Origin of the sequence: Maribacter aquimaris (assembly GCF_014596745.1) — a bacterium.
In the GTDB taxonomy this organism is placed as follows: domain Bacteria; phylum Bacteroidota; class Bacteroidia; order Flavobacteriales; family Flavobacteriaceae; genus Maribacter_A; species Maribacter_A aquimaris.
Genome location: NZ_JABTCF010000018.1, coordinates 18921 through 40404 on the forward strand (window position 1 = coordinate 18921; position 21484 = coordinate 40404).

Here is a 21484-nt window from a genome sequence, read left to right on the forward strand (position 1 = left end):
TTATAAAAGCTTCGTATATTCTAAAAATGAATCATAATCCCTTAAATAATCATTTTCATCATAGGTATGGGATGCCAATACCAGACAAATGGCGCCCGATGAAAAATTTACTTCCGAAGCCCATATGCCCGGAGGAATATGTAAGCCCCTATAGGGTTGATTCAACATCGCTGTTTTTTTTACTTTACCATCATCCATTTGTACCTCAAAACTGCCTGATGCGGCAATTAAAAATTGGTGACACTGTTTATGGGCGTGGGCACCTCTACTTTCTCCACCCGGAATATCGTACAAATAAAAAATTCGTTTGGCTTCAAATGGAATCTCTATATTATTCTCGATGGGCGTAATATTGCCAGACCTATTTTGAATTCGAGGTAGCTCAATAAGGGAACAATCAAATACCGTCATTTTCTTTCAATTTTAGTTTCAAAAATTCATCTTTGTCCCGTATATAATCATTTTCATCAAAGGAAGTGCTTGAAACGACCAATGCTAACGTGTTTGTTGCAAAATTCTCCATACGACGCCATAATCCATTGGGAATGTATAACCCGTAGTATGAGCGGTTCAATGAGTATTTTTTCTCTTCCACGCCATCAAATACGGCAACATCCAAACTACCTGACAAAACTACAATAAATTCGTTTTGTTCTTTAAAGGCATGCCCGCCCCTTGTTTCACCTCCCGGAACGTCATAAATCCAATAGGTTCGCTTAATGTCGAATGGAATTTGATTGCTACTTTCAAAAAAACTTAAGTTCCCCCTAGGATCAAGAATTTTTGGCAGTTCAATAATTTGGGCCTTTTTCATGCTTCGGATATTGCTTTCAAGATATAAGTTCCGTAACCGCTTTTTCCATATTTTTCAGCAATCTTTATGGCTTGTTTCTTGTCAATATAGCCATGTAAGTATGCGATTTCTTCAATACATGCTATTTTATTGCCCGTACGTTTTTCCATTACCCTCACAAATTCAGAGGCATCATCCATAGCATCTACGGTACCTGTGTCTAACCAAGCCATTCCTCTCTCCATGATACCAACTTCCAACTCTCCATTGTCCAGATACATTTGATTAAGACTGGTGATTTCTTTTTCCCCCCTTGCCGACGGTTTTACCTTCTTTGCATATTCCACGACTTTATTATCATAAAAATACAATCCAGGAATCGCATAGGTGGACTTTGGTTCCTGTGGTTTTTCTTCAATACTAATGACTTTTTGTTCTTTATCAAATTCAACAACCCCGTATCTTTCCGGGTCATTCACAGGATAAGCAAAAATAGAGGCACCATCAATATTGGTTTTACTCCTTAATAATCTACCTAATCCATGACCATAAAAAATATTATCGCCTAAAACAAGGGCAACCCTATCGTCACCTATAAATTTTTCTCCTATTATAAAAGCCTCAGCCAATCCGTTAGGTTCTGGTTGTACAGCATATTCGAATTTACATCCTACTTGGGAGCCATCCCCCAAAAGGTTCTTAAATGCCTCTTGGTCGTGAGGCGTGGTAATTATTAGTATTTCCCGAATTCCGGCTATCATTAAAACCGATAACGGATAATAAATCATGGGTTTGTCATATACAGGCAACAATTGCTTGCTAATTGATATGGTAATGGGGAAAAGTCTGGTTCCTGAACCTCCTGCTAAAATTATTCCTTTCATGTTTTATTGATATTGTTTTGTATAATATTTTTGGTAGGCCCCACTCGTTACATTATTGAGCCACTCTTCGTTGTTCAAATACCAATCTATGGTTTTGGATAGGCCTTCCTCAAAGGTTACCGTAGGGCTCCAATCCAACTCTTTGTTGATCTTACTGGCATCGATGGCATAACGTAAATCATGTCCGGGCCGGTCTTTTACATAAGTGATGAGTTGCTCGCTACTGCCTATTTCCCTTCCTAGCTTTTCGTCCATATGTTGGCAAAGTAATTTTACCAAATCAATATTCTTCCACTCATTGAAACCACCAATATTATAGGTCTCTTTGCCTTTTCCCTTGTGAAATACCAGGTCGATGGCTATAGCATGATCGATCACATACAGCCAGTCCCTTGTGTAATTTCCATCCCCGTAAACAGGTAGTGGTTTGTGATGGATTATATTATGTATGAACAAGGGTATTAATTTTTCTGGAAATTGGTTTGCCCCATAATTGTTGGAGCAATTGGTGATCACATAAGGAAGGTCGTATGTTTCCCCATAGGCCCTTACGAAATGATCTGAACTTGCTTTCGATGCAGAATAGGGGGAATTGGGGTCATAGGAGGTTGTTTCTTCAAATAATCCGGTTTTTCCCAAGGTGCCATATACTTCATCGGTACTAATATGGTAAAAGCGTTTTCCCTCCCAGTATTTACCCCATAATTCCTTAAATGCATTCAAAAGGATCATGGTACCTAAAATATTGGTTTTGGCGAATGCCAAAGGGTCACTTATCGATCGGTCGACATGTGACTCTGCCGCCAAATGAATTACCCCTTCAAAACGGAATTCCTTGAAAATATCATTTACGAATTTTTCATCGGTAATACTACCTTGGATAAAGGTGTAATTTTCCTTATCCTCTATATCCTTTAGGTTTTCCAAATTCCCGGCATACGTCAACGCGTCCAGATTGTAAATCCGGTATTCGGGATATTTTGTAACGAATCGTCTAACGACATGGGACCCAATGAATCCAGCACCGCCTGTGATTAATATATTCTTGGTCGTTTTACTATGTTCTGTCATATCTTAAACAATTTTGTTTGCATTGTACATGCCCTTGGTTTTATTGAAACTCACTTATCCCTATTTTATTTTGTCAATTTCCTTTTGATGCTGTATTTCGGTGATATATCGCTCGATTAATACATAAACCACGACTAAATTCAGGAAGGACAGGTTTATAGGCCATAAAAAACAAGAGTGGTATTCTGTCTAAAACAGAAGGCCACCCGTTAAAACAAATTTTTGAAAATAAATCTAACAAGTAGGGCATAATTTGCTATTGGTTCAATTTATTTTCCCGTATTAATTTAATGGATAAACAGTATAAATGTATAAGCTTTTATGTTATCCTATTCGAAGGTATTGCTCTTTAAATGAATAACTCCCTAATTCTCGATTAAATACTTAAAAAGTATATAATCGACACATTTTAAATAAATTTAGAAATATCTTTATTAAATGTCAGAAGTTATTTGCAAAAAAAATAACCCTATTGAAAATTATAAAAATGAATTGATATTGGTCGGTATAGATTAAGTATAGATGCTTTGGTTAAAAAGGATTTGTGCTTTGCTATCGTATTAATGATAAAAGTTATGATTATCAAAGTTTTAGCTTATCGGTGTAATTCATTAAACCCAATTGATCTAATTTTCATCCTTTGTAAAAAGCGGAATATTTTATTGACAATCGGGATATGGATGCCTTTTTGGATTATGGAGAAAAGCCTCGTCATTATTTTGCATAAGCAATATGGAAATGAAGGAATTGTCGACAATTCACCTTAAAACGAATTGACTGTTTTATGGAGTATGGGTTTTAAAAGATCCAATGTTTTGGTATCTACCTGTACTTCCTTAAGACTATTCAATTGCCGTATGTTGTGCACATCGGTCGCCGCAAAGTCTATTAATCCCTTGTTCAATAGTTTTAGGGCCATTTGCTGGACTTCCTTCCCATAGTATTTACTGAGGGACAGTAAATTCAATTGATAAAGTACCCCCTGTTGTTTGTATATTTTATGTTGGGACAGTTGCGAATGTAAATAGAGATATCTTTCCGGATGTGCCAAGATGGCAAAGTACCCTTTTTGCCGTATTTTTTCCAAGGCCTGCCCAAAGTTGATCGAGGCCTGTAAATAGGACATTTCCACCAATAGGTAATTGCCGCCAAGGGGCATGATTTCCCCACTTTCCAAAATGGGTTCAAAATTATCGTCGATCATATGCTCCGCGGCCGCCTGTATGGAAACTTCCTTCATTTTTTGCTCCAACAATCCATCTTTTAGGGCCATTAATGCATTTTTTATGGTCTCAGGGGTGTTCGCATAATAATTGTGCATGATATGTGGTGTGGCAATGAAGTCGGTTACCCCGAAATCGGCAAAGCCCTTGATTAGGTCAATGGATTCCGATACGTTTTTGGACCCGTCATCGATACCCGGTAAGATATGGTTGTGTATGTCTATAAACCCTTCTAATGAATCTACAAGAAATTGTTTCTTTTTAAAAAAGTCAAACATGGTTCAAATCAATTAAAATGATATAACTTAAGGTGTTTATATCTTTTATGATTTGGCAAAGATACTACTTCTGATTCTACTAAAATCGTTGTACGGTAAACCTTTCTTTTTCATCATTGGTGTGACAAAAAAATGGCTTTGCGGTGTTGCAAAGCCATTTTTAATCCATTTGTATAGAAAACTACGCCATGGCCTTAATAGCGGCTTGGGCAGCTGCCAAACGGGCGATAGGCACCCTGAAAGGGGAACAGCTAACATAGTTCATGCCTGTCTTATTACAGAATTCAACAGAACTGGGTTCCCCGCCATGTTCACCACAAATACCAACCTTAAGATTGGGTTTGGTGGATCTGCCACGTTCGGTTCCCATGATCACCAATTGTCCGACACCCTCTTGGTCCAATACTTCAAAAGGATCTTCGGTCAATATTCCTTTTTCAAGATAAACATTCAGGAATTTCCCCGAATCATCCCTAGAATAGCCAAATGTCATTTGCGTTAAATCATTGGTGCCGAAAGAAAAGAAATCGGCATGTTTCGCAATCTTATCAGCCATCAAGGCAGCTCGTGGAATTTCTATCATAGTGCCTACCAAGTAATCGATACTATCGTTTCGTTCTTCAAAAATTTTATTGGCGGTACTTCTAATTATCTTCTCTTGTTCAATAAATTCATTAACCGTACCTATCAAGGGAACCATTATTTCAGGTTTGGTTTCAATTCCTCTTTCCTTTAAATTCAATGCAGCTTCGATAATAGCCCTAGTTTGCATTTCTGTAATTTCTGGATAGGTGTTTCCTAATCGACAACCTCTATGGCCTAACATAGGGTTGAACTCTTCAAGTTCAGCAACTTTGTTTTTAACAGCCGATAGCGATATGTGCATCTCATCAGCCAACTCTTTTTGGGTTGCCATTTGGTGGGGCACAAATTCATGTAAGGGAGGATCTAATAAACGTACTGTTACCGGTAAGCCTTGCATGGCTTCAAAAATACCCTCAAAGTCATCCCGTTGCATAGGTAGTAATTCTTCTAAGGCATGTTTTCTTCCTTTTACGGTATCTGCCAAGATCATTTCGCGCATGGCCTTGATACGGTCGACTTGGAAAAACATATGTTCCGTTCTTGTGAGTCCTATACCTTGTGCGCCAAAATTACGAGCTATCCTAGCATCTTTTGGGGTATCCGCATTTGTACGAACCTGCATAGTGCTATATTTATTCGTAAGCTCCATGATTTCACCAAATTCACCACTCAATTCAGGTTCCATAGTGGCAACTTTACCTTCGATAATATTACCGGTTGATCCATTTAAGGAAATCCAATCCCCTTCGTGGTATTCCTTGCCATCAACCCTAAGGACCCTATTCTTATAATCGATTTTCAAGGCTCCTGCGCCGGATACACAGCATTTACCCATACCACGCGCAACAACGGCCGCATGGGAGGTCATACCACCTCTAGCGGTCAAGATACCCTTGGCAATATTCATGCCTTCCAAATCTTCTGGGGAAGTTTCGATACGGGTTAAAATCGTATTCTTGAACTTATTCGCTTCATCCGCAAAGAAAACGAGCTGACCTGTTGCAGCCCCTGGGGAAGCGGGTAAACCTTGGGCGATTACATGAGCTCTTTTTAGTGCGTTGGTATCAAAGACCGGGTGTAATAATTCTTCCAATTTATTGGGTTCTATACGAAGAAGAGCTTCTTTTTCATCTATAGCGCCTTCTTTTAATAGTTCTATGACGATTTTTACCATGGCCGCTCCAGTACGCTTGCCATTTCGTGTCTGCAAGATCCATAGCTTGCCGTCTTGTATGGTGAACTCCATATCCTGCATATCGCAATAGTGCTTTTCGAGCTTGTGTTGGTACTCGTTTAATTCTGCGTATATGGTGGGCATTAATTCTTCTAAGGAAGGATAATTTTCGGCCCTATCTGTTTCTTCTATTTTCGCTAATTCCGCCCAGCGTTGTGATCCCAATTTAGTAATCTGTTGAGGGGTTCTTACTCCGGCTACAACGTCTTCACCTTGTGCATCTATAAGATACTCACCATTGAAAATATTTTCGCCAGTAGCGGCATCCCTAGTAAAGCATACCCCAGTACCTGAATTATCACCCATATTACCGAAAACCATGGCTTGTACGTTCACAGCAGTACCCCAATCACTGGGATAACCGTGCATTTTACGATAGTAAATGGCCCTATCACCATTCCAACTATCAAAAACGGCCATTACAGCACCCCATAATTGGTCCCATGGATCGGTAGGGAAATCATGCCCTGTTTGTTTTTTAACAGCATCTTTAAAGTCATATACCAGATCTCGTAAATCCTGTACGGTGAATTCGGTATCCAATACAATATTTCTTTTATCCTTAAGGTGTTCCATGATCTCCTCAAAAGGATCTAAATCTTCTTTGGTCTTTGGTTTCATTCCTAAAACCACACCACCATACATTTGAATGAACCTTCGATAGGAGTCCCAAGCGAATCTGGCATTATTGGTTTTATTGACCAATCCCATAACAGCCTCATCATTGAGTCCTAAGTTCAATACGGTGTCCATCATACCAGGCATAGAAACCCTAGCGCCAGATCGTACGGATATAAGGAGTGGGTTTTCGGAATCACCGAATTTTGTACCCATTGTTTTTTCAATGGAGGCTATAGCCTCTTGCACATTTTCTTTCAATGCCTCAATGACGCTATCTTTTCCCAGAATATTATATTCCGTACAAACTTCAGTAGTTATCGTAAACCCTGGTGGTACTGGAATTCCAATGGCACTCATTTCGGCCAAATTGGCGCCTTTTCCACCCAAGAGGTTTTTCAATTTACTGTTTCCGTCAGCTTTTTTATCTCCAAATAGATATACTCTTTTTTTGATTTCTGTTAAAGTCTCCATAGTGATGTTTCTATTAGTATCCAACTAAAATAGAGATTTAAATAGCCTTATTACATGACAAATATCATGAATAAGGCCCTGTGTAACTTAGGTTACAAAATTGTTCTATTTCTCGAAAAGGCATTCTAATCCCGATGTTTTCTTTAATAAAATCGTTGTATCAAAATAGAATTTCCAACTTTCTTCATGGAAAAAGGGAAGTGTTTTAGTAGAAAGGATTCCATGCACGATTTCTTACATAAGGTATCCTTGTTTTCTTTATGTCACTTTTAAAAATAAGATGCTTTCCCGATGGATTGTACTTTATCTTTAAGGGATGAACGCTATTGTTTTTGAGAATTGGCTGATACGACCGGAATGTTCTTGGATTCTTACCGTGATACTCTTTTTGAATTCATCGGGATTTTTCGGATCGTCATAGACGTGCAATAATTCGTAGGTTCTATTGGGTACGGAATCCAGTAATCCATATTCTGGCGAATGGGTTAAATTCAGACCAGGATAAACCGATATTTTGTCCGATTCGAGGTCTCCCCAAAAAACCCATATCATTTTTGTGGATTTGTTGGCCATAAATGAGACTTTAGCCACCATAGTATCCGTGGTTATTTTAAATTCTAAATTGAAATCGGAAAGCCCTGTAGTCTTATGGCTTTTGAATGCGTCATCCCGATCTTGATAGCCTTTTTGTTGACTTTTTCCCAATTCAAGGTTTCTTACTTGTTCCATGAGTTATTGTATAAAGGGGGATGTTAAGAGGGAAGTACGCTAAAATTAAGAATAATATTGACTCCCCAATGTACTGGTCGATTAAATGGTTCGAAACAATCAATTATTAACTTAATATTAACGATTAACAAGGGTAATGGGATTTACCCTTGTTAATTCCCCATACATGATTACTTTTCTTATATTATCATTGGTACACCTAGGATAAGGGCTTTGGTTATCAACCAAACAATCCTAAAACCCTAAACTTGGCTACAACCTTTTGATGTAAAAGGAAGGTTGTAACTTTATAACCTAACTTAAACAATTGCTTTTGGCGCTGAAACTCAATATTACCGATAGATTCAACAAGGAATTGCCTGCCGACCCCATTGTGGGGAATTCAAGGCGACAGGTGGGCGGAGCGTGTTTTTCCTATGTAACACCCAAGAAACCATCGAACCCTTCCTTGGTGCATGTTTCCCCAGAAATGGTCGGGGCTTTGGGAATTACGGAACCCATCACATCAAAAGATTTTTTAGGGGTGTTTTCAGGTTCCAAGGTTCTGGAAGGAACCCAACCTTATGCCATGTGTTATGGTGGCCATCAGTTTGGAAATTGGGCCGGACAGTTGGGCGATGGTCGTGCCATCAACCTTGCTGAGGTAGCACATAACGATAAAACTTGGGCGCTACAGCTTAAAGGGGCAGGGGAGACCCCGTATTCAAGAACTGCAGATGGTTTGGCTGTTTTAAGATCTTCCATTAGGGAATATTTATGTGCTGAGGCCATGTATTATCTTGGTGTTCCTACAACCCGTTCATTATCAATTGTTTTAAGCGGGGATCAGGTTTTACGGGATGTCATGTATGATGGTAATCCTGCCTATGAAAAAGGAGCCATCGTATGTCGTGTGGCACCATCCTTTATACGCTTTGGGAATTTTGAGATATTGGCGGCCCAGGATGATGTGGAAACATTGCGTGAATTAGCTGATTTCACCATAAAATACCATTATTCCTATTTAGGGGAACCCTCGAAGGAAGTATACATTGCGTTTTTCAGGGAAATTGCCATGAAAAGTTTGGAAATGGTTATACACTGGCAACGGGTTGGTTTTGTACATGGTGTTATGAATACCGATAACATGTCCATTCTAGGTTTGACCATTGATTATGGCCCTTATGGATGGCTGGAGGGGTATGACCATGGATGGACACCCAATACGACCGATAAGGCCCATAAGCGTTATAGATATGGTACACAGCCACAGGTTGTCCTTTGGAACTTATTGAAGCTTGCAAATGCCTTATATCCACTGATTGAAGAAGTAGAGCCCTTACAGGCCATTCTTGGTGAATATCAAGATAAGCTGAAAATAACGTATTTGACCATGATGAGGTCGAAGTTGGGATTATATGAAACAGATACCCACGATCAGGATTTGGTGGATAAATTGGAGGCCGTGTTGCAACGTTCGGAAACCGATATGACCATCTTCTTTAGATTGCTTGCCGATTTTAAAAAAGACGGTTCCACTGCTGGTTTGGAATTGGTAAAGGAGGCTTTTTATAATCCGGATGAAATAAAGGGGGAAGTCGAATTGGAATGGAACGGTTGGTTTCTAACTTATAGGGAACGTTTAAAAATAGAGCAGAAAGACGATGCTGAACGCCTTGGGGGAATGAATGCTGTAAATCCCAAATACGTACTTCGGAATTATATGGCACAAATGGCGATTGATGCAGCGGATAAAGGGGATTATTCCCTCTTGGATGAATTGTTCAACCTGTTGAAGCAACCCTATGAGGAGCAATTGAACATGCAGAAATGGTTTGCCAAAAGACCTGAATGGGCTAGGAACAAGGTGGGGTGCTCTATGTTATCCTGTAGTTCCTGATGCGATTCTTGATAAGAAGACCAACGAATGGATTCCTTTATCGAAGCGGTCACTGATGCATTGGTGAAAAATTCCAACAATAAATTATTCAAAACTGTAATTTTTAGGGGTTAAAATTGACTAATGCTTTTCAAATAATGATATTGCACAACTTTTAATTCAATACTGATGAACAACTATAAAAAAGCATATATAGCGGGTGGATGTTTTTGGGGAATGGAAGACCTCTTTAGAACACGCCCAGGGGTAATGGACACCGAAGTAGGATATATTGGAGGGGAGAACGAACATCCTACCTATAAAAACCATCCAGGTCATGCCGAGGGTATTGAAATCACCTACGATCCTTCCATTACCTCATTCAAAGAGCTTTTGGATTATTTTTTTAGGGTTCACAACCCAACTACGGTCGATAGGCAGGGAAATGATTTGGGATCCAGTTATCGTTCGGCCATCTTTTTTCAAAATGAAGAAGAAAAAGAAGAAGCCAAGGAAGTGATAGGCATCGTCGATGCTTCACAAAAATGGGAAGGGAAAGTAGTGACTACATTAGAGCCCTTCACGGTTTTTTGGCCAGCAGAACCCGAGCATCAAGATTATTTGGTTCGAAACCCTAATGGGTATACTTGTCATTTCGAGCGGTTTGCGGAAAGTTTTTTGAAATAGGATGTATTCCAAGAGAACCAAAAAGAAAGAGGAATAGTTTTTTAAAAATGAAAGGAGGGTAGTGTACTACCCTCCTTTTTGTATTCCAATATTCTTCAATAGGGATGTTTTATCAACCTAGTATCTGTCGTTCGGTTGCAAACGGTTGGTGATAATACCGCTGTCCTGTCGCCTTGTACATCGCATTGGCCAATGCTCCGATAGCTGGGGGCAGACCCGGTTCGCCCAATCCGGTGGGTGCTATTTCGTTCTCAACGAAGAAAACTTCAATTTCCTCGGGTACTTGGGAATGTCGTATCAATTGGTACCTGTCAAAATTCATTTCACTGACCGCCCCATTGGCAAAGGTCAATTTACTATACATCGAATGACCGATGCCGTCAATGACACCACCTTCAACCATATTTTTGGCGGCATCCCTGTTTACAACGATACCACAATCAACGGCACACCATACTTTTTTGATTTTAGGTTGTCCGTTTTGCATGACCATGTCAAACACTTCGGCCACATAGGTAGAGTGGCAAAAATAAGCAGCAACACCGCGATGCACTCCTGGTATTTTTTCACCCCAATTTGACTTTTCCTTTACCATTTTCAACACGCCCGCATATCGTTCGGCCTCATAATCATGTTCTTCCCCTACGGGATTGTTCATGGCCCGCTCAAACAATTCCAAACGGAAATCTATAGGATCCTTACCCGCCAGTTCGGCTACTTCATCGAGGAAGGATTGTTCGGCTCCAGCGGTAAAGTTGGATCTGGGAGCCCTCCATGCCCCGGTGGTGACATTGGTTTTTCCACCTATTTTTTCGGCCCTATAATTTTCAACGGCCCCTGCTGGAAAACGTTTTGGGAAAATAGGTCCATCAGGTAACCCAGCCCCCTTTACCGAAAAGGCGATCAAGTTATTGTTTTCGTCCAGACCAGCCTTATACCTTGCCCGGTACGTGGGTCGGTAGGTACCTTGCGACATATCATCCTCCCTCGTATATATTAGTTTTACGGGAGCCCCTATCTTTTTGGAGATAGCAGCCGCTTCGACCCCGAAATTGACATAAAGCCTTCTTCCAAAACCTCCACCGATTCGGGTCATGTTCACCGTAATATTTTCAATGGGCATGTTGAGTAATTTAGCGACAGAGCCCTCTAGTGCCTCCGGGGTTTGGGTCGGACCTATTAATTCGGCCGCATTTTCCGTGACGTTGGCAAAGAAATTCATGGGTTCCATGGTATTGTGGGCAATAAACGGGGCGCTGTATGTTCTCTCGATCACTTTTACGGCCTTTTTGAAGGCGGCATCTGGATTCCCATCTACTCTACTTTCCTGAACCTTGCCCGATACAAGGGCTTTTTCCAAACGCTCTACATGCAAACTGGAATCTTCTAATTCACCAATGGTTTCCCAGTTGGCTTTGATGGCCTTTTTGGCCTGAATCAATGGCCAAGTGGATTCACCTACAATGGCAATGAGTTGTAGGAAACCTTTTTCATCGAACATTCCCACTTCTTCAAGGGTCGTGTCTATGATAAAGGCATCGGTCACCCCAGGCATCTTTTTTATTTCTTCCGCATTAAAATCCTTTACCGTCATACCGAATGCTGGAGGATGTTGGATCATGGCGATTTTCATTCCTTCCCTCTTAAAATCGAGTCCAAATAAGGGTTCCCCGGTAATGATCTTTTTACCATCAACATTTTTAATACTTGTTCCTATCAGTTTGAAATCCTTTATTTCCTTGAGTTCAACTTCTTCGGGTATTTCAATACCCACGGCTTTTGAGGCTATTTCCCCATAGGAAACGGTACGTTCCCCATTTGTTTCACTGATTTGTCCGTCCTTCGCCGTTAGGTCTGCCACCGTTAGGCCCCATTCCTTGGCGGCCGCTTCCATCAACATTCTCCTACCTGTAGCTCCGGCCATTCGCAATGCGTTCCAACTCAATCGTATGGAAAGGCTACCGCCCGCAAATTGGTTTTGGTAAAAACCGGTATTCAAGGGCGCTTGCTCCACAATAACATTTTCCCAAGGCACATCCAATTCTTCGGCTACGATCATCGGCATGGAGGTCTTTACGTTTTGACCTATTTCAGGATTGGGGGAATAGATGGTTACTAACCCCGTATCCCCGATTTTTATATAGCCGTTTATATCAAACCATTCCTTGGGCACGGCCAATCCTGCTTTTTTGTTTGATGCAGCAGGTACACAACCGTTGAGCCAGCTAAATCCTATAAGCATTCCTCCACTGGCTGCGGCAGATACCTTCATAAAAGATCGTCGATTATAAGAGGTCTTTATACGTGTCATTTCTATAGTTTTAGGTGGTTGAAGGTGATTTTAAGCGTTTTCCGTGTTGGCTGCCGCTGTTTTGATGGCTTTCTTTATTCGTGTGTACGTACCACAACGACATATGTTGCCATTCATGGAACCTTCGATTTCCTCGTCGGTAGGATTTGGATTGCTCTTCAATAGGGCAGAGGCCGACATGATCTGACCAGCCTGGCAATAGCCACATTGGTATACATCGTGCTCCAACCATGCTTGCTGAACAGGGTGGTCCCCGTTTTCCGATAAGCCTTCAATGGTTGTGATCTCTTGGTTGCCTACGGCAGAAACCGGTAATTGGCAGGATCGTACCGCCATTCCCCCTACATGTATGGTGCAGGAACCGCATTGTGCAATACCACAACCATATTTGGTACCCAACAAATCGAGATGGTCGCGCAATACCCATAAAATAGGGGTAGCGGGATCAACCTCCACTTGCTGTGTCTTTCCGTTGATATTCAGATTAAAACTTGCCATACCTAATTTGTTATTGAATGATTTTGTGGAAGTTACAAAATATTCCACTACAAAAATCGGAATAGGTAATAGCGGGGTGCTTAAAAAATGTTAAATGTTTTCCAACATTCTTATGATTCCTTGGTGCATTGTACCGCTTGTTGGCGTATTACAATTAGATTGTTTTTTTAGTATGAGCAAGTAAATATATATGGATAGTGATTATGTTGGAAAGAGGGATTTCCTGTATACCTATAATTTTATAAAATGATGAAAACCCCGATCAAGTACACCCTGCCATATATGTTCAAAGTAAAACGATGATACAATTGTTATACATTACCACGACTTTCATGTTTTTGACAACATTATTTTTACCAGTGCCAAATAACAGTTTAAGTTTGGCTTGTCAAATTACTAATGTCCATTGTAGATGTATCATCAAGAAAACAGTCGAAAACCAAGGTTAACATATATTCAAAAATCTGTTTTCATCATTTTCCTTTCTTTTGCTTTTTCCATAAATGGATCGGGCACCTCAAAGGATGGACTAATGAAAAAAATTGAAGGTAACCACGGCAAAAGCTCTTTTGATTTTCAGCCACTTTTGGATTCGGATAATGATGGACTTACCGACGATATTGACGACGACGATGACAATGATGGTATTCCCGATATTTTTGAGAGCCGTTGCGAGACCTCTACACCGTATGGTTCCCCTTCTGCAACCTTGCTTTCATCAAATCATGTAACTTCCTTATATTCGGATTATAACAGCTTTTGGTCTTCCTCCACAGGGGCTATCAATACGCAAGCCATTGATGACTTCTCTACGTTATTGGCATTCAAGGTAGGCACCAAAACTTATGCGACTGGGGTCACTGATGGTGCCATGTTTGATAGTGATGCCAACGGCTATTTGGATTTAATGGATACCAATGGCGATGGTATAGGGGATCTAACCGTGGAGGAAACCCTTTGGACAGCTCTTAAGCCGGTTACCAAGATCAAATCAGGAATACGATTGGAGGCAAGGTCAATCGATGGGAATACGAGTAGCGCTGTTGGACCTTTGCTGACTTCGGGTGGGTTGCCATTCAATCCTTATCTCTATGCCGGGCAACGTGGCCTTGATATGGCTTATGCCATTGCCAATATTGGTAACTCTTGGTATTTCCGTTTGGGAGGCAGCAACTTAGCCGCCTACGGGGACGGGATAATGGATATCTTATTGACACAGGGAGCGCAATTGGGAGGAGGTTCGAATTATAATAGGGTGCACCTACTGGATGAGGACGGCAATTATTTAGGAAACGGGGTTGAAGTGAACTGGAACAATGTACCCGTAGTGGGATACTCCATGGTAGACCAATACAATGCGGATGATTCGGTAAGCGGCAGAAATCAGCGTAAAGCGATACGTTTCGCAGCGGTTGAACTTTCTGAATTTGGACTTACCCCTGCAGAAATGGACAAGGCCGTTATTTTTCGACTTGAGATTTCGGCAAACGCTGATCCTATCTTTTTTGCCGTGAACGAGGAAAGTTTCGTTACCAGTTGTCCAGCCCTTGATACCGATGGTGATGGAATACCGAATAGCATTGACCTGGACAGTGACAATGACGGGATATTCGATGCCGTAGAGGCTGGTCATGGACAGAATCTTGTCGATGGTAGGGTTACGGGGCCTGTTAGTAATGATGGGGTGCCCGACAATGTTCAGGTAGCTTCGCAAAAAAATAATGGTACGATCGATTATGAACTGAAAGATTCGGACAACGATAACATTCTGGACTTTCTTTCCCTTGATAGCGATTCCGATGGATGTAATGATGTTCTTGAGGCAGGATTTACAGATGTTGACGATGATGGGTTTTTAGGCAGCGGTATATTATCCATCGATTCCTCGGGGCTAGTGACAGGGCAAGGTGGCTACACGGATCCAGATGATCTTGATGCCAATGGCACTCCTGATTTTCGAGAAACAGGTTCTGCTCCCAATATTACGGTACAACCCCATGATACGGTAATTTTCGATGGTAGTACTGGGACGTTTGCGGTTACATCCGGGAATACTTCGTCTTATCAATGGCAGATAAGTACCAATGGTGGGGTGGATTTTTCAGACCTTGTTGATTCTGCAGAGTATATAGGGACAGATACGGCTTCCCTACAGGTCAAAGGAGCCTCGCTCTCGATGAACGGCTATATGTATAGGGTAATACTCTATAACGACGGATTTGCCTGTAGTACCCCCATTGTTTCGGAAAATTTACTGTTAGCCGTTAAGGTCGGTACCGTAATTACCAACAAACGAATAACTTACAGGGTAAAAAAGAGCAATCCATGATTTAATATGGAAAGTGTTTACCTAATTTGAAACCACCCAATAAGATGTGAGGTATAATGTGTTTTGGAACGATCTCAGAAATCAGAATTTTGCCAAGATTGGTATTTATAATTTAGGCTTCTACAGTTAATAATGATGCATTTTTGTATTCAGCGATTGCATGATGGATAAGTACTTCTTTTTAAAATCACTTGTTTTAAAAAGAAATCAAGAGGGTAGTCTAGCGGTTAGGGTAGCTAAATGGGTAGGCATTCGAATAATAATGGGTATGTTGGCGTAGTTGATCTGGTAGGTAATAGGGCTTAGGATGGTGATTTTTTATATGATAGATATTCACTATTGTTTTTGAAAATGCATTTAATTCGGGTATTCCTAATTGCATAACAACACTCGACAACCTGAAAATGAAATTCTTATTTATTTCCCGATACAGAAATTATTTATCTATATTTCATAGGCGTTTGGAGCATATGGGGTACAATAAGTCCCGGAAAGTAACACGGAAATTAGCATTTTTATGCTTTTTGTTTTTTGTTTGGAAGCCTCTCCTTTAGTTTCTCCTTGAATAATTGATTTTTCCCGTATCAACACCAAAAATAAGTAGGAAAACGGTTTCGTATTTTTTTCCTAACTTTTCCCTTAGAAGGGCGAAGGCCTTGGTAATTTGATTTTCAACGGTTTTACGGGATATTTCTAAGTATTCGGCTATTTCAATATTGTCCAATCCTTCCTTTTTACTCAAAACAAATATTTGTTTACATCTTGGGGGTAGATCATCTATGGCCAGCGTGACCCTTTTCATGAGTTCTTTCGTCTTTTGTTGTTCGGGTTGCATCTCAAATTGTATAAGGGTATCCATATACAATTGCTCTAAGGCCATTAGCGATTTAGTACTCCTATATTGATCTATAAATTCATTATGGACAGCTCGGTACATAAACCCCTTTATTGAGAAATTGGTTCTAAGGGTATGTCGTCTTTCCCATGTTTTAACAAAAACATTCTGTACAATATCCTGTGCCTTTGCCGGGTCATTTACCAAGCTATTGGCATAAACGCATAGTCTATGGTTGTAGTTTTCCACTAAATAGGAATAAGCTTTTTTGTTGCCTTTTCCCAGTTGATCGATCAGTACGGAATTGATATTAAAATCCCACGTCATTTCTTCTTTTTAGAAAATTATATTCAAATATGTGAATTTTTATTTTAAAATAATAGGGGATTTGTAAAATAGCTTCGTATTAATTATAAATAATGTATTTGTGAAGCCAAGTAGAGGTGATAGTTTAATAGTAAAATATCTCAATCATTCCATTAATAACGATGAATTGGATGAGCTTATTTCTTGGTTGGAGCACCCTGAGAACAGGGAGGTTTTTAAAGATTATTCAAGAATTAATTATACAATAGATTACAAATTGAGCACTTATAATACGGAAGAAGTAAAAAAGCACTTGCTTAAAAAAATCCAAAAGGATAAAAAAAGGCAAATTCGAAAACGTGTTTTTAAGATAACTAAATATGCTGCAATATTGGTTGTCATAGTGGGAGTTGTTTTTTTATTCCGAAAGGAAAATTCAGGTCAGACAGCTATTGTCCCATCCCAGGATGATCAAATGATAACATTGGAATTGGAGAATGGGAGATCTGTCAAATTGAAGGAGGATGGTACTCAAGATATTGTTTCGGAGAAAGGGGAAATTATCGGGAAACAAATTAAGCAGGGCATCCAATATGAAGATACAGAGCTTTTGGAGTTGGTGTATAATACTTTAAAGGTTCCTTATGGTAAAAAGTTTCAAATAACCCTTTTTGATGGAACCAAGGTGTTTTTAAATTCAGGTTCGAGTATTAAGTTCCCTGTTAAGTTTATTCCGGGTATGAATCGGACAGTTTTTCTTTCGGGTGAAGCTTTTTTTGATGTAACTAAAGGTACAGACCCCTTTATAGTGAATGCTGAAAATATCGCTGTAAAGGTATTGGGGACCCGGTTCAACGTATCGGCTTATCCAGAGGACCCATCCATGCATACTGTCTTGGTAGAAGGGTCTGTTCAGCTATTGGGCAATAACGAGGAAAATAATTCTGCAGTACTTCTTAAGCCTGAAAACGAAGCCATTTGGAATAAGGTTGAAAAAGAGATGGTGGTTAAGGAGGCTGATATAGCAACAACCATGGCGTGGATGGATGGGCAATTGATATTCAGGGAAGTGGCTTTTAAGGATATTGTCAAAAAATTGGAAAGGAGTTACAATTGTACCATTATAAATAATAATAAGACACTCAATGATGAAATTTTCACGGCCACTTTTAATGTGGAAATTGAAAATATTGAGCAGGTAATGACCTATATCTCTAAAAACACCCCTTATAGCTATGTTATAAGTGAAAATGGAATAATAACTATAAACTAAAACGAATGCCTATGATAAAAAACCAATATTAAAACTGTTATATCACATAAAACGGGGAATGTCCGACCATCCCCCGAATAGAGATAATGTGATTTAACGAAGTCTATTGTTAAACCGATTAACCGTGTAAAAATATGAAAAACATTTGTTTAAAGGGATGGACCAACCCTATTCCTTTCAAAATGACCCTCAAAATGAAGCTGACCACTATATTGCTTATAGTTTCACTTTTTAAAATTCAGGCAAATACCTATTCACAAAACACTAAAATATCGCTAGATCACGATCAGATAAGTATAAGTGATGTGTTTAAGGAGATAGAACTAAAAAGTGAATTTAGATTTCTGTACAAGAGTAAGGAAGTTGATCTTAAAAGAACAGTTTCCATTCATGTCAACAAGAAAAAAATCTATGATATACTGAATAAATTATTCAAGGAGACCGATACAAATTATGAAGTACTGGATAATCGGCAAATAGTGCTTACCAAGAAGTTACCACTTATCATAAAGGGGCCGAAGGGGGTATCCATTGGAAATACGATCCAACAGTTTACTGTAATAGGAAATATTGTGGATTCCCATGGAACACCGTTGCCGGGGGCGAATGTGATTGAAAAAGGTACGCTAAATGGTGTTACCGCAGATTTTGATGGAAATTTCTCGATAGAATTACTAGGGGGCAATGCGATATTGGTAGTTTCTTATCTAGGATATGCTACAAAAGAAATTGCGGTGAACAGTCAAAATAATCTCAGTATCGTTCTGCAAGAGAGTACTTCCACTTTAGATGAAGTTGTTATTGTCGGATATGGTAGTGTTAAGAAAAGTGATTTGACGGGTTCCGTTTCTCAGGTAAAAAGTGAAACCCTGGAATCAGTTCCTGTTTACAATATGGAGCAAGCACTCAAAGTAGGTGCATCAGGTGTTAGGGTTTCTCAAAACTCAGGTACTCCTGGTTCCAGAATTGAAGTACGAATAAGGGGTGGAAATTCTTTAATTGGTGATAATCAACCATTATATGTAGTAGATGGTTTTCCAGTAACAGGAGGTATAGATTTCCTTAACCCCGCAGATATAGAATCTGTTGATATTTTAAAGGATGCCTCTGCAACCGCAATTTATGGATCACGTGGTGCGAATGGTGTAGTAATTATAACTTCGAAAAGGGGTAAGAAAGATCAAGAAAGTAAAATTGAAGTAAATAGTTTCTTTGGTATGCAACAGGCCATCAATAAATATGATTTACTTGATGCTAAAGAATATGCGATTGTTGCCAATGAATGGTTGAAAAATGAAGGATTAAATCCATATTTCAATGTTTCCGATGTACAAAATCCCGGAACAGATTGGTGGGATGCCATATTTAGAACTTCTCCTGTGCAAAATCATACGGTTACATTTTCAGGAAGTTCTGAAAAAGGTAGATATTCTATTTCAGGTAATTATTATGATCAGGAAGGAATAATTGAAAGTTCCGGTGTTACTAGGGGTTCTGTCAGAGTCAATTTGGATCAAGAATTAAAAAGTTGGTTGAAAATGGGTATTAATATCCAATTATCCAGGAATGAAATAAACTCGGTCAATGTGGATAATGGATATCGTGGCACATCAATACTTTCTGGTGCTGCTTCTGCGCCACCTACACTTCCAATATATGATGAAGTTGGTCTTCCTACTCAAATTGAACAGGTTTACAATTTTGGATCAGCGGATATGAGAAACCCTTTATTGTATTCGTATAATAAAGACCAAGATTTTTCAAATAGCATTTTAGCAAATTCAACATTTGATATTCAATTAGCACCTAATCTTTCTTTTAGAACATTATTAGGACTGCAATATCGAAATTCCCGTAGTGAAACATTTACCCCAATTGTATATGAAAATGATAGGGGCTCTGCTACTGAAGGAAATTCATACTTTAATTCCTTCCTAACGGAAAACGTCCTGACCTATTCTAAAACCTTCAATGAAAAGCATAGTTTAAATGTTATTGGAGGTGCTACCTATCAAACAAATATGAACCGTTATTCTGGAATTTCTGTAAGTGGTTTTGCCAATAATATTACAGAGAATTTTAATTTAGCCGCTGCCGAGACCATTGGAAATCCTTGGTCAGGTTATTCAGACTGGACATTGGCTTCTTTTCTTTCAAGGGCAAATTATTCCTTTGATGGTAAGTATATGGTGACTGCCAGTATAAGAGCCGATGGTTCGTCCAGGTTTGGTGCAAAAAATAAATGGGGGTATTTTCCATCAGCTGCTTTAGCTTGGCGTGTTTCTGATGAAGACTTTCTTAAAAATAGTACCACCATTTCAAACCTAAAATTAAGAGCGAGTTATGGCATTACCGGCAACACTGCACTCAATCCATACCAATCACTAGATAGGCTAAATTCGGTCAGATATATTTATGAGGATCAAACGGATGTTATCGGGTTTTATCCTGCCGGTATTTCCAACAGTGAATTGAAATGGGAGACGACAGGACAGTTGGATGTAGGATTTGATTTGAATTTATATAAAAACCGGTTGAGATTTGTATTTGATTACTATAAAAAGAATACTAAAGATTTACTTGCATCCGTGCCGCTTCCTCCAAGTGTAGGATTTGGTTCGATTTTAAGAAATCTAGGAGAAATTCAAAACTCAGGAATTGAGTTTAGTATTGATGCCGATATTCTAAGAAATGACTTTAAATGGAATGCCTCAGCACAAATTTCCGCTAATAAAAACGAGGTTATTGAGCTTGCTGGAGATAGCGATATTTATGGGTCAGCCCAAGGTGCGGTTTGGCCAAGTGCCAATATTGCAAGAGTCGGTGAACCTTTGGGGGTTTTTTATGGACTTCTTGAAGATGGCTTGGATGAAAATGGGTTCATTAAATATCAGGACGTAAGTGGTCCCGATGGAGTTCCTGATGGATTGATAAATACGCTGGATCGTGTAATTTTGGGTAGTTATCATCCAGACTTTATATATGGTCTTACCTCTAATTTTAGCTTTAAAGGTGTAGAACTCAATGTGGTTTTAGAAGGCGTTCAAGGCAATGAATTATTCAATGCAACCAATGGTACACATTTAAATTCTTTTCAGAGAGGAAACAATCAATTTAGTGACATCATCGGTAATTATTGGACAGAAGAAAATCCAGATCCCAATGCCAAATACCCAAAAATCAGCAGTGCCACTCAAATTACTGTTTCTGATAGATTTATCGAGGATGCTAGTTATCTACGTGTAAAATCTATGAGGTTAGCTTATAATTTTCCAGTTTCTAAAATTGGTTTAAGCGGATTTGATATGGTTCAATTGTATATCTCTGGTACTAATCTTTTCACATTCACGAATTATTCAGGTTTAGACCCCGAGGCAAATACCAGAGGAACTGATTCAAGTAATGTTAGTGATCGCCTACGTTTTGGTCATGATCAGAGTAGCTATCCCAGTGCCAAGATTTATGCTATGGGTCTAAAATTTAGATTTTAATTTATAA

At 39.4% G+C, this 21484-nt stretch carries 15 protein-coding genes; 5 read left to right on the forward strand and 10 right to left on the reverse strand.

The annotated features are described in order from the left end of the window. From HPE56_RS19650 to HPE56_RS19680, 7 genes are all read right to left on the reverse strand, one after another. On the reverse strand, nucleotides 1–411 hold the full coding sequence (locus HPE56_RS19650) for a sugar 3,4-ketoisomerase (protein WP_188245452.1): 411 nt from the start codon (nucleotides 409–411) through the stop codon (nucleotides 1–3). Further along, nucleotides 398–814: a sugar 3,4-ketoisomerase gene (locus tag HPE56_RS19655; protein ID WP_188245453.1), complete on the reverse strand. Its 417-nt coding sequence runs from the start codon at nucleotides 812–814 to the stop codon at nucleotides 398–400. Before HPE56_RS19655 ends, HPE56_RS19650 begins: the two co-directional genes overlap by 14 nt. Beyond that, the gene (rfbA, locus tag HPE56_RS19660; protein WP_188245454.1) at nucleotides 811–1677 is read right to left on the reverse strand and encodes a glucose-1-phosphate thymidylyltransferase RfbA; all 867 of its coding nucleotides are present in this window, start codon (nucleotides 1675–1677) and stop codon (nucleotides 811–813) included. Before rfbA ends, HPE56_RS19655 begins: the two co-directional genes overlap by 4 nt. Before the next feature lie 3 nt (nucleotides 1678–1680). After that, a complete protein-coding gene (gene rfbB / locus HPE56_RS19665; RefSeq protein ID WP_188245455.1) occupies nucleotides 1681–2748 on the reverse strand; it encodes a dTDP-glucose 4,6-dehydratase in 1068 nt (355 codons plus the stop codon). A gap of 763 nt (nucleotides 2749–3511) precedes the next feature. After that, nucleotides 3512–4249 (reverse strand): tyrosine-protein phosphatase, encoded by a 738-nt coding sequence (locus tag HPE56_RS19670; protein ID WP_188245456.1) that lies wholly within the window; start codon nucleotides 4247–4249, stop codon nucleotides 3512–3514. 181 nt (nucleotides 4250–4430) lie between these two features. Further along, nucleotides 4431–7160 carry a pyruvate, phosphate dikinase gene (ppdK, locus tag HPE56_RS19675; protein WP_188245457.1) on the reverse strand — a complete coding sequence of 910 codons (2730 nt, stop codon included), beginning with the start codon at nucleotides 7158–7160 and terminating at the stop codon, nucleotides 4431–4433. Between the two features lie 309 nt (nucleotides 7161–7469). Beyond that, nucleotides 7470–7889: a hypothetical protein gene (locus HPE56_RS19680; RefSeq protein ID WP_188245458.1), complete on the reverse strand. Its 420-nt coding sequence runs from the start codon at nucleotides 7887–7889 to the stop codon at nucleotides 7470–7472. Between the two features lie 319 nt (nucleotides 7890–8208). Here HPE56_RS19680 and HPE56_RS19685 point away from each other — a divergent pair, with 319 nt between their 5' ends. Further along, the gene (locus tag HPE56_RS19685; protein ID WP_188245471.1) at nucleotides 8209–9768 is read left to right on the forward strand and encodes a protein adenylyltransferase SelO; all 1560 of its coding nucleotides are present in this window, start codon (nucleotides 8209–8211) and stop codon (nucleotides 9766–9768) included. 168 nt (nucleotides 9769–9936) lie between these two features. Further along, nucleotides 9937–10434 (forward strand): peptide-methionine (S)-S-oxide reductase MsrA, encoded by a 498-nt coding sequence (gene msrA, locus HPE56_RS19690; RefSeq protein ID WP_188245459.1) that lies wholly within the window; start codon nucleotides 9937–9939, stop codon nucleotides 10432–10434. Between the two features lie 112 nt (nucleotides 10435–10546). Here the strand turns inward: msrA and HPE56_RS19695 are convergent, their stop codons facing one another. Then, a complete protein-coding gene (locus tag HPE56_RS19695; protein ID WP_188245460.1) occupies nucleotides 10547–12745 on the reverse strand; it encodes a xanthine dehydrogenase family protein molybdopterin-binding subunit in 2199 nt (732 codons plus the stop codon). Between the two features lie 30 nt (nucleotides 12746–12775). Beyond that, nucleotides 12776–13243 (reverse strand): (2Fe-2S)-binding protein, encoded by a 468-nt coding sequence (locus tag HPE56_RS19700; protein WP_188245461.1) that lies wholly within the window; start codon nucleotides 13241–13243, stop codon nucleotides 12776–12778. Between the two features lie 532 nt (nucleotides 13244–13775). Between HPE56_RS19700 and HPE56_RS19705 the strand changes: the two genes are divergently transcribed. Continuing rightward, nucleotides 13776–15572: a hypothetical protein gene (locus HPE56_RS19705; protein WP_188245462.1), complete on the forward strand. Its 1797-nt coding sequence runs from the start codon at nucleotides 13776–13778 to the stop codon at nucleotides 15570–15572. A gap of 550 nt (nucleotides 15573–16122) precedes the next feature. Here the strand turns inward: HPE56_RS19705 and HPE56_RS19710 are convergent. Beyond that, the gene (locus HPE56_RS19710; RefSeq protein WP_188245463.1) at nucleotides 16123–16734 is read right to left on the reverse strand and encodes an RNA polymerase sigma factor; all 612 of its coding nucleotides are present in this window, start codon (nucleotides 16732–16734) and stop codon (nucleotides 16123–16125) included. 100 nt (nucleotides 16735–16834) lie between these two features. Between HPE56_RS19710 and HPE56_RS19715 the strand changes: the two genes are divergently transcribed. Both HPE56_RS19715 and HPE56_RS19720 read left to right on the forward strand, forming a co-directional pair. Then, nucleotides 16835–17986, forward strand: a complete 1152-nt coding sequence (locus HPE56_RS19715; protein WP_188245464.1) for a FecR family protein — start codon at nucleotides 16835–16837, stop codon at nucleotides 17984–17986. Between the two features lie 134 nt (nucleotides 17987–18120). After that, nucleotides 18121–21477: a TonB-dependent receptor gene (locus HPE56_RS19720; RefSeq protein ID WP_188245465.1), complete on the forward strand. Its 3357-nt coding sequence runs from the start codon at nucleotides 18121–18123 to the stop codon at nucleotides 21475–21477. Nucleotides 21478–21484 lie beyond the last annotated feature (7 nt).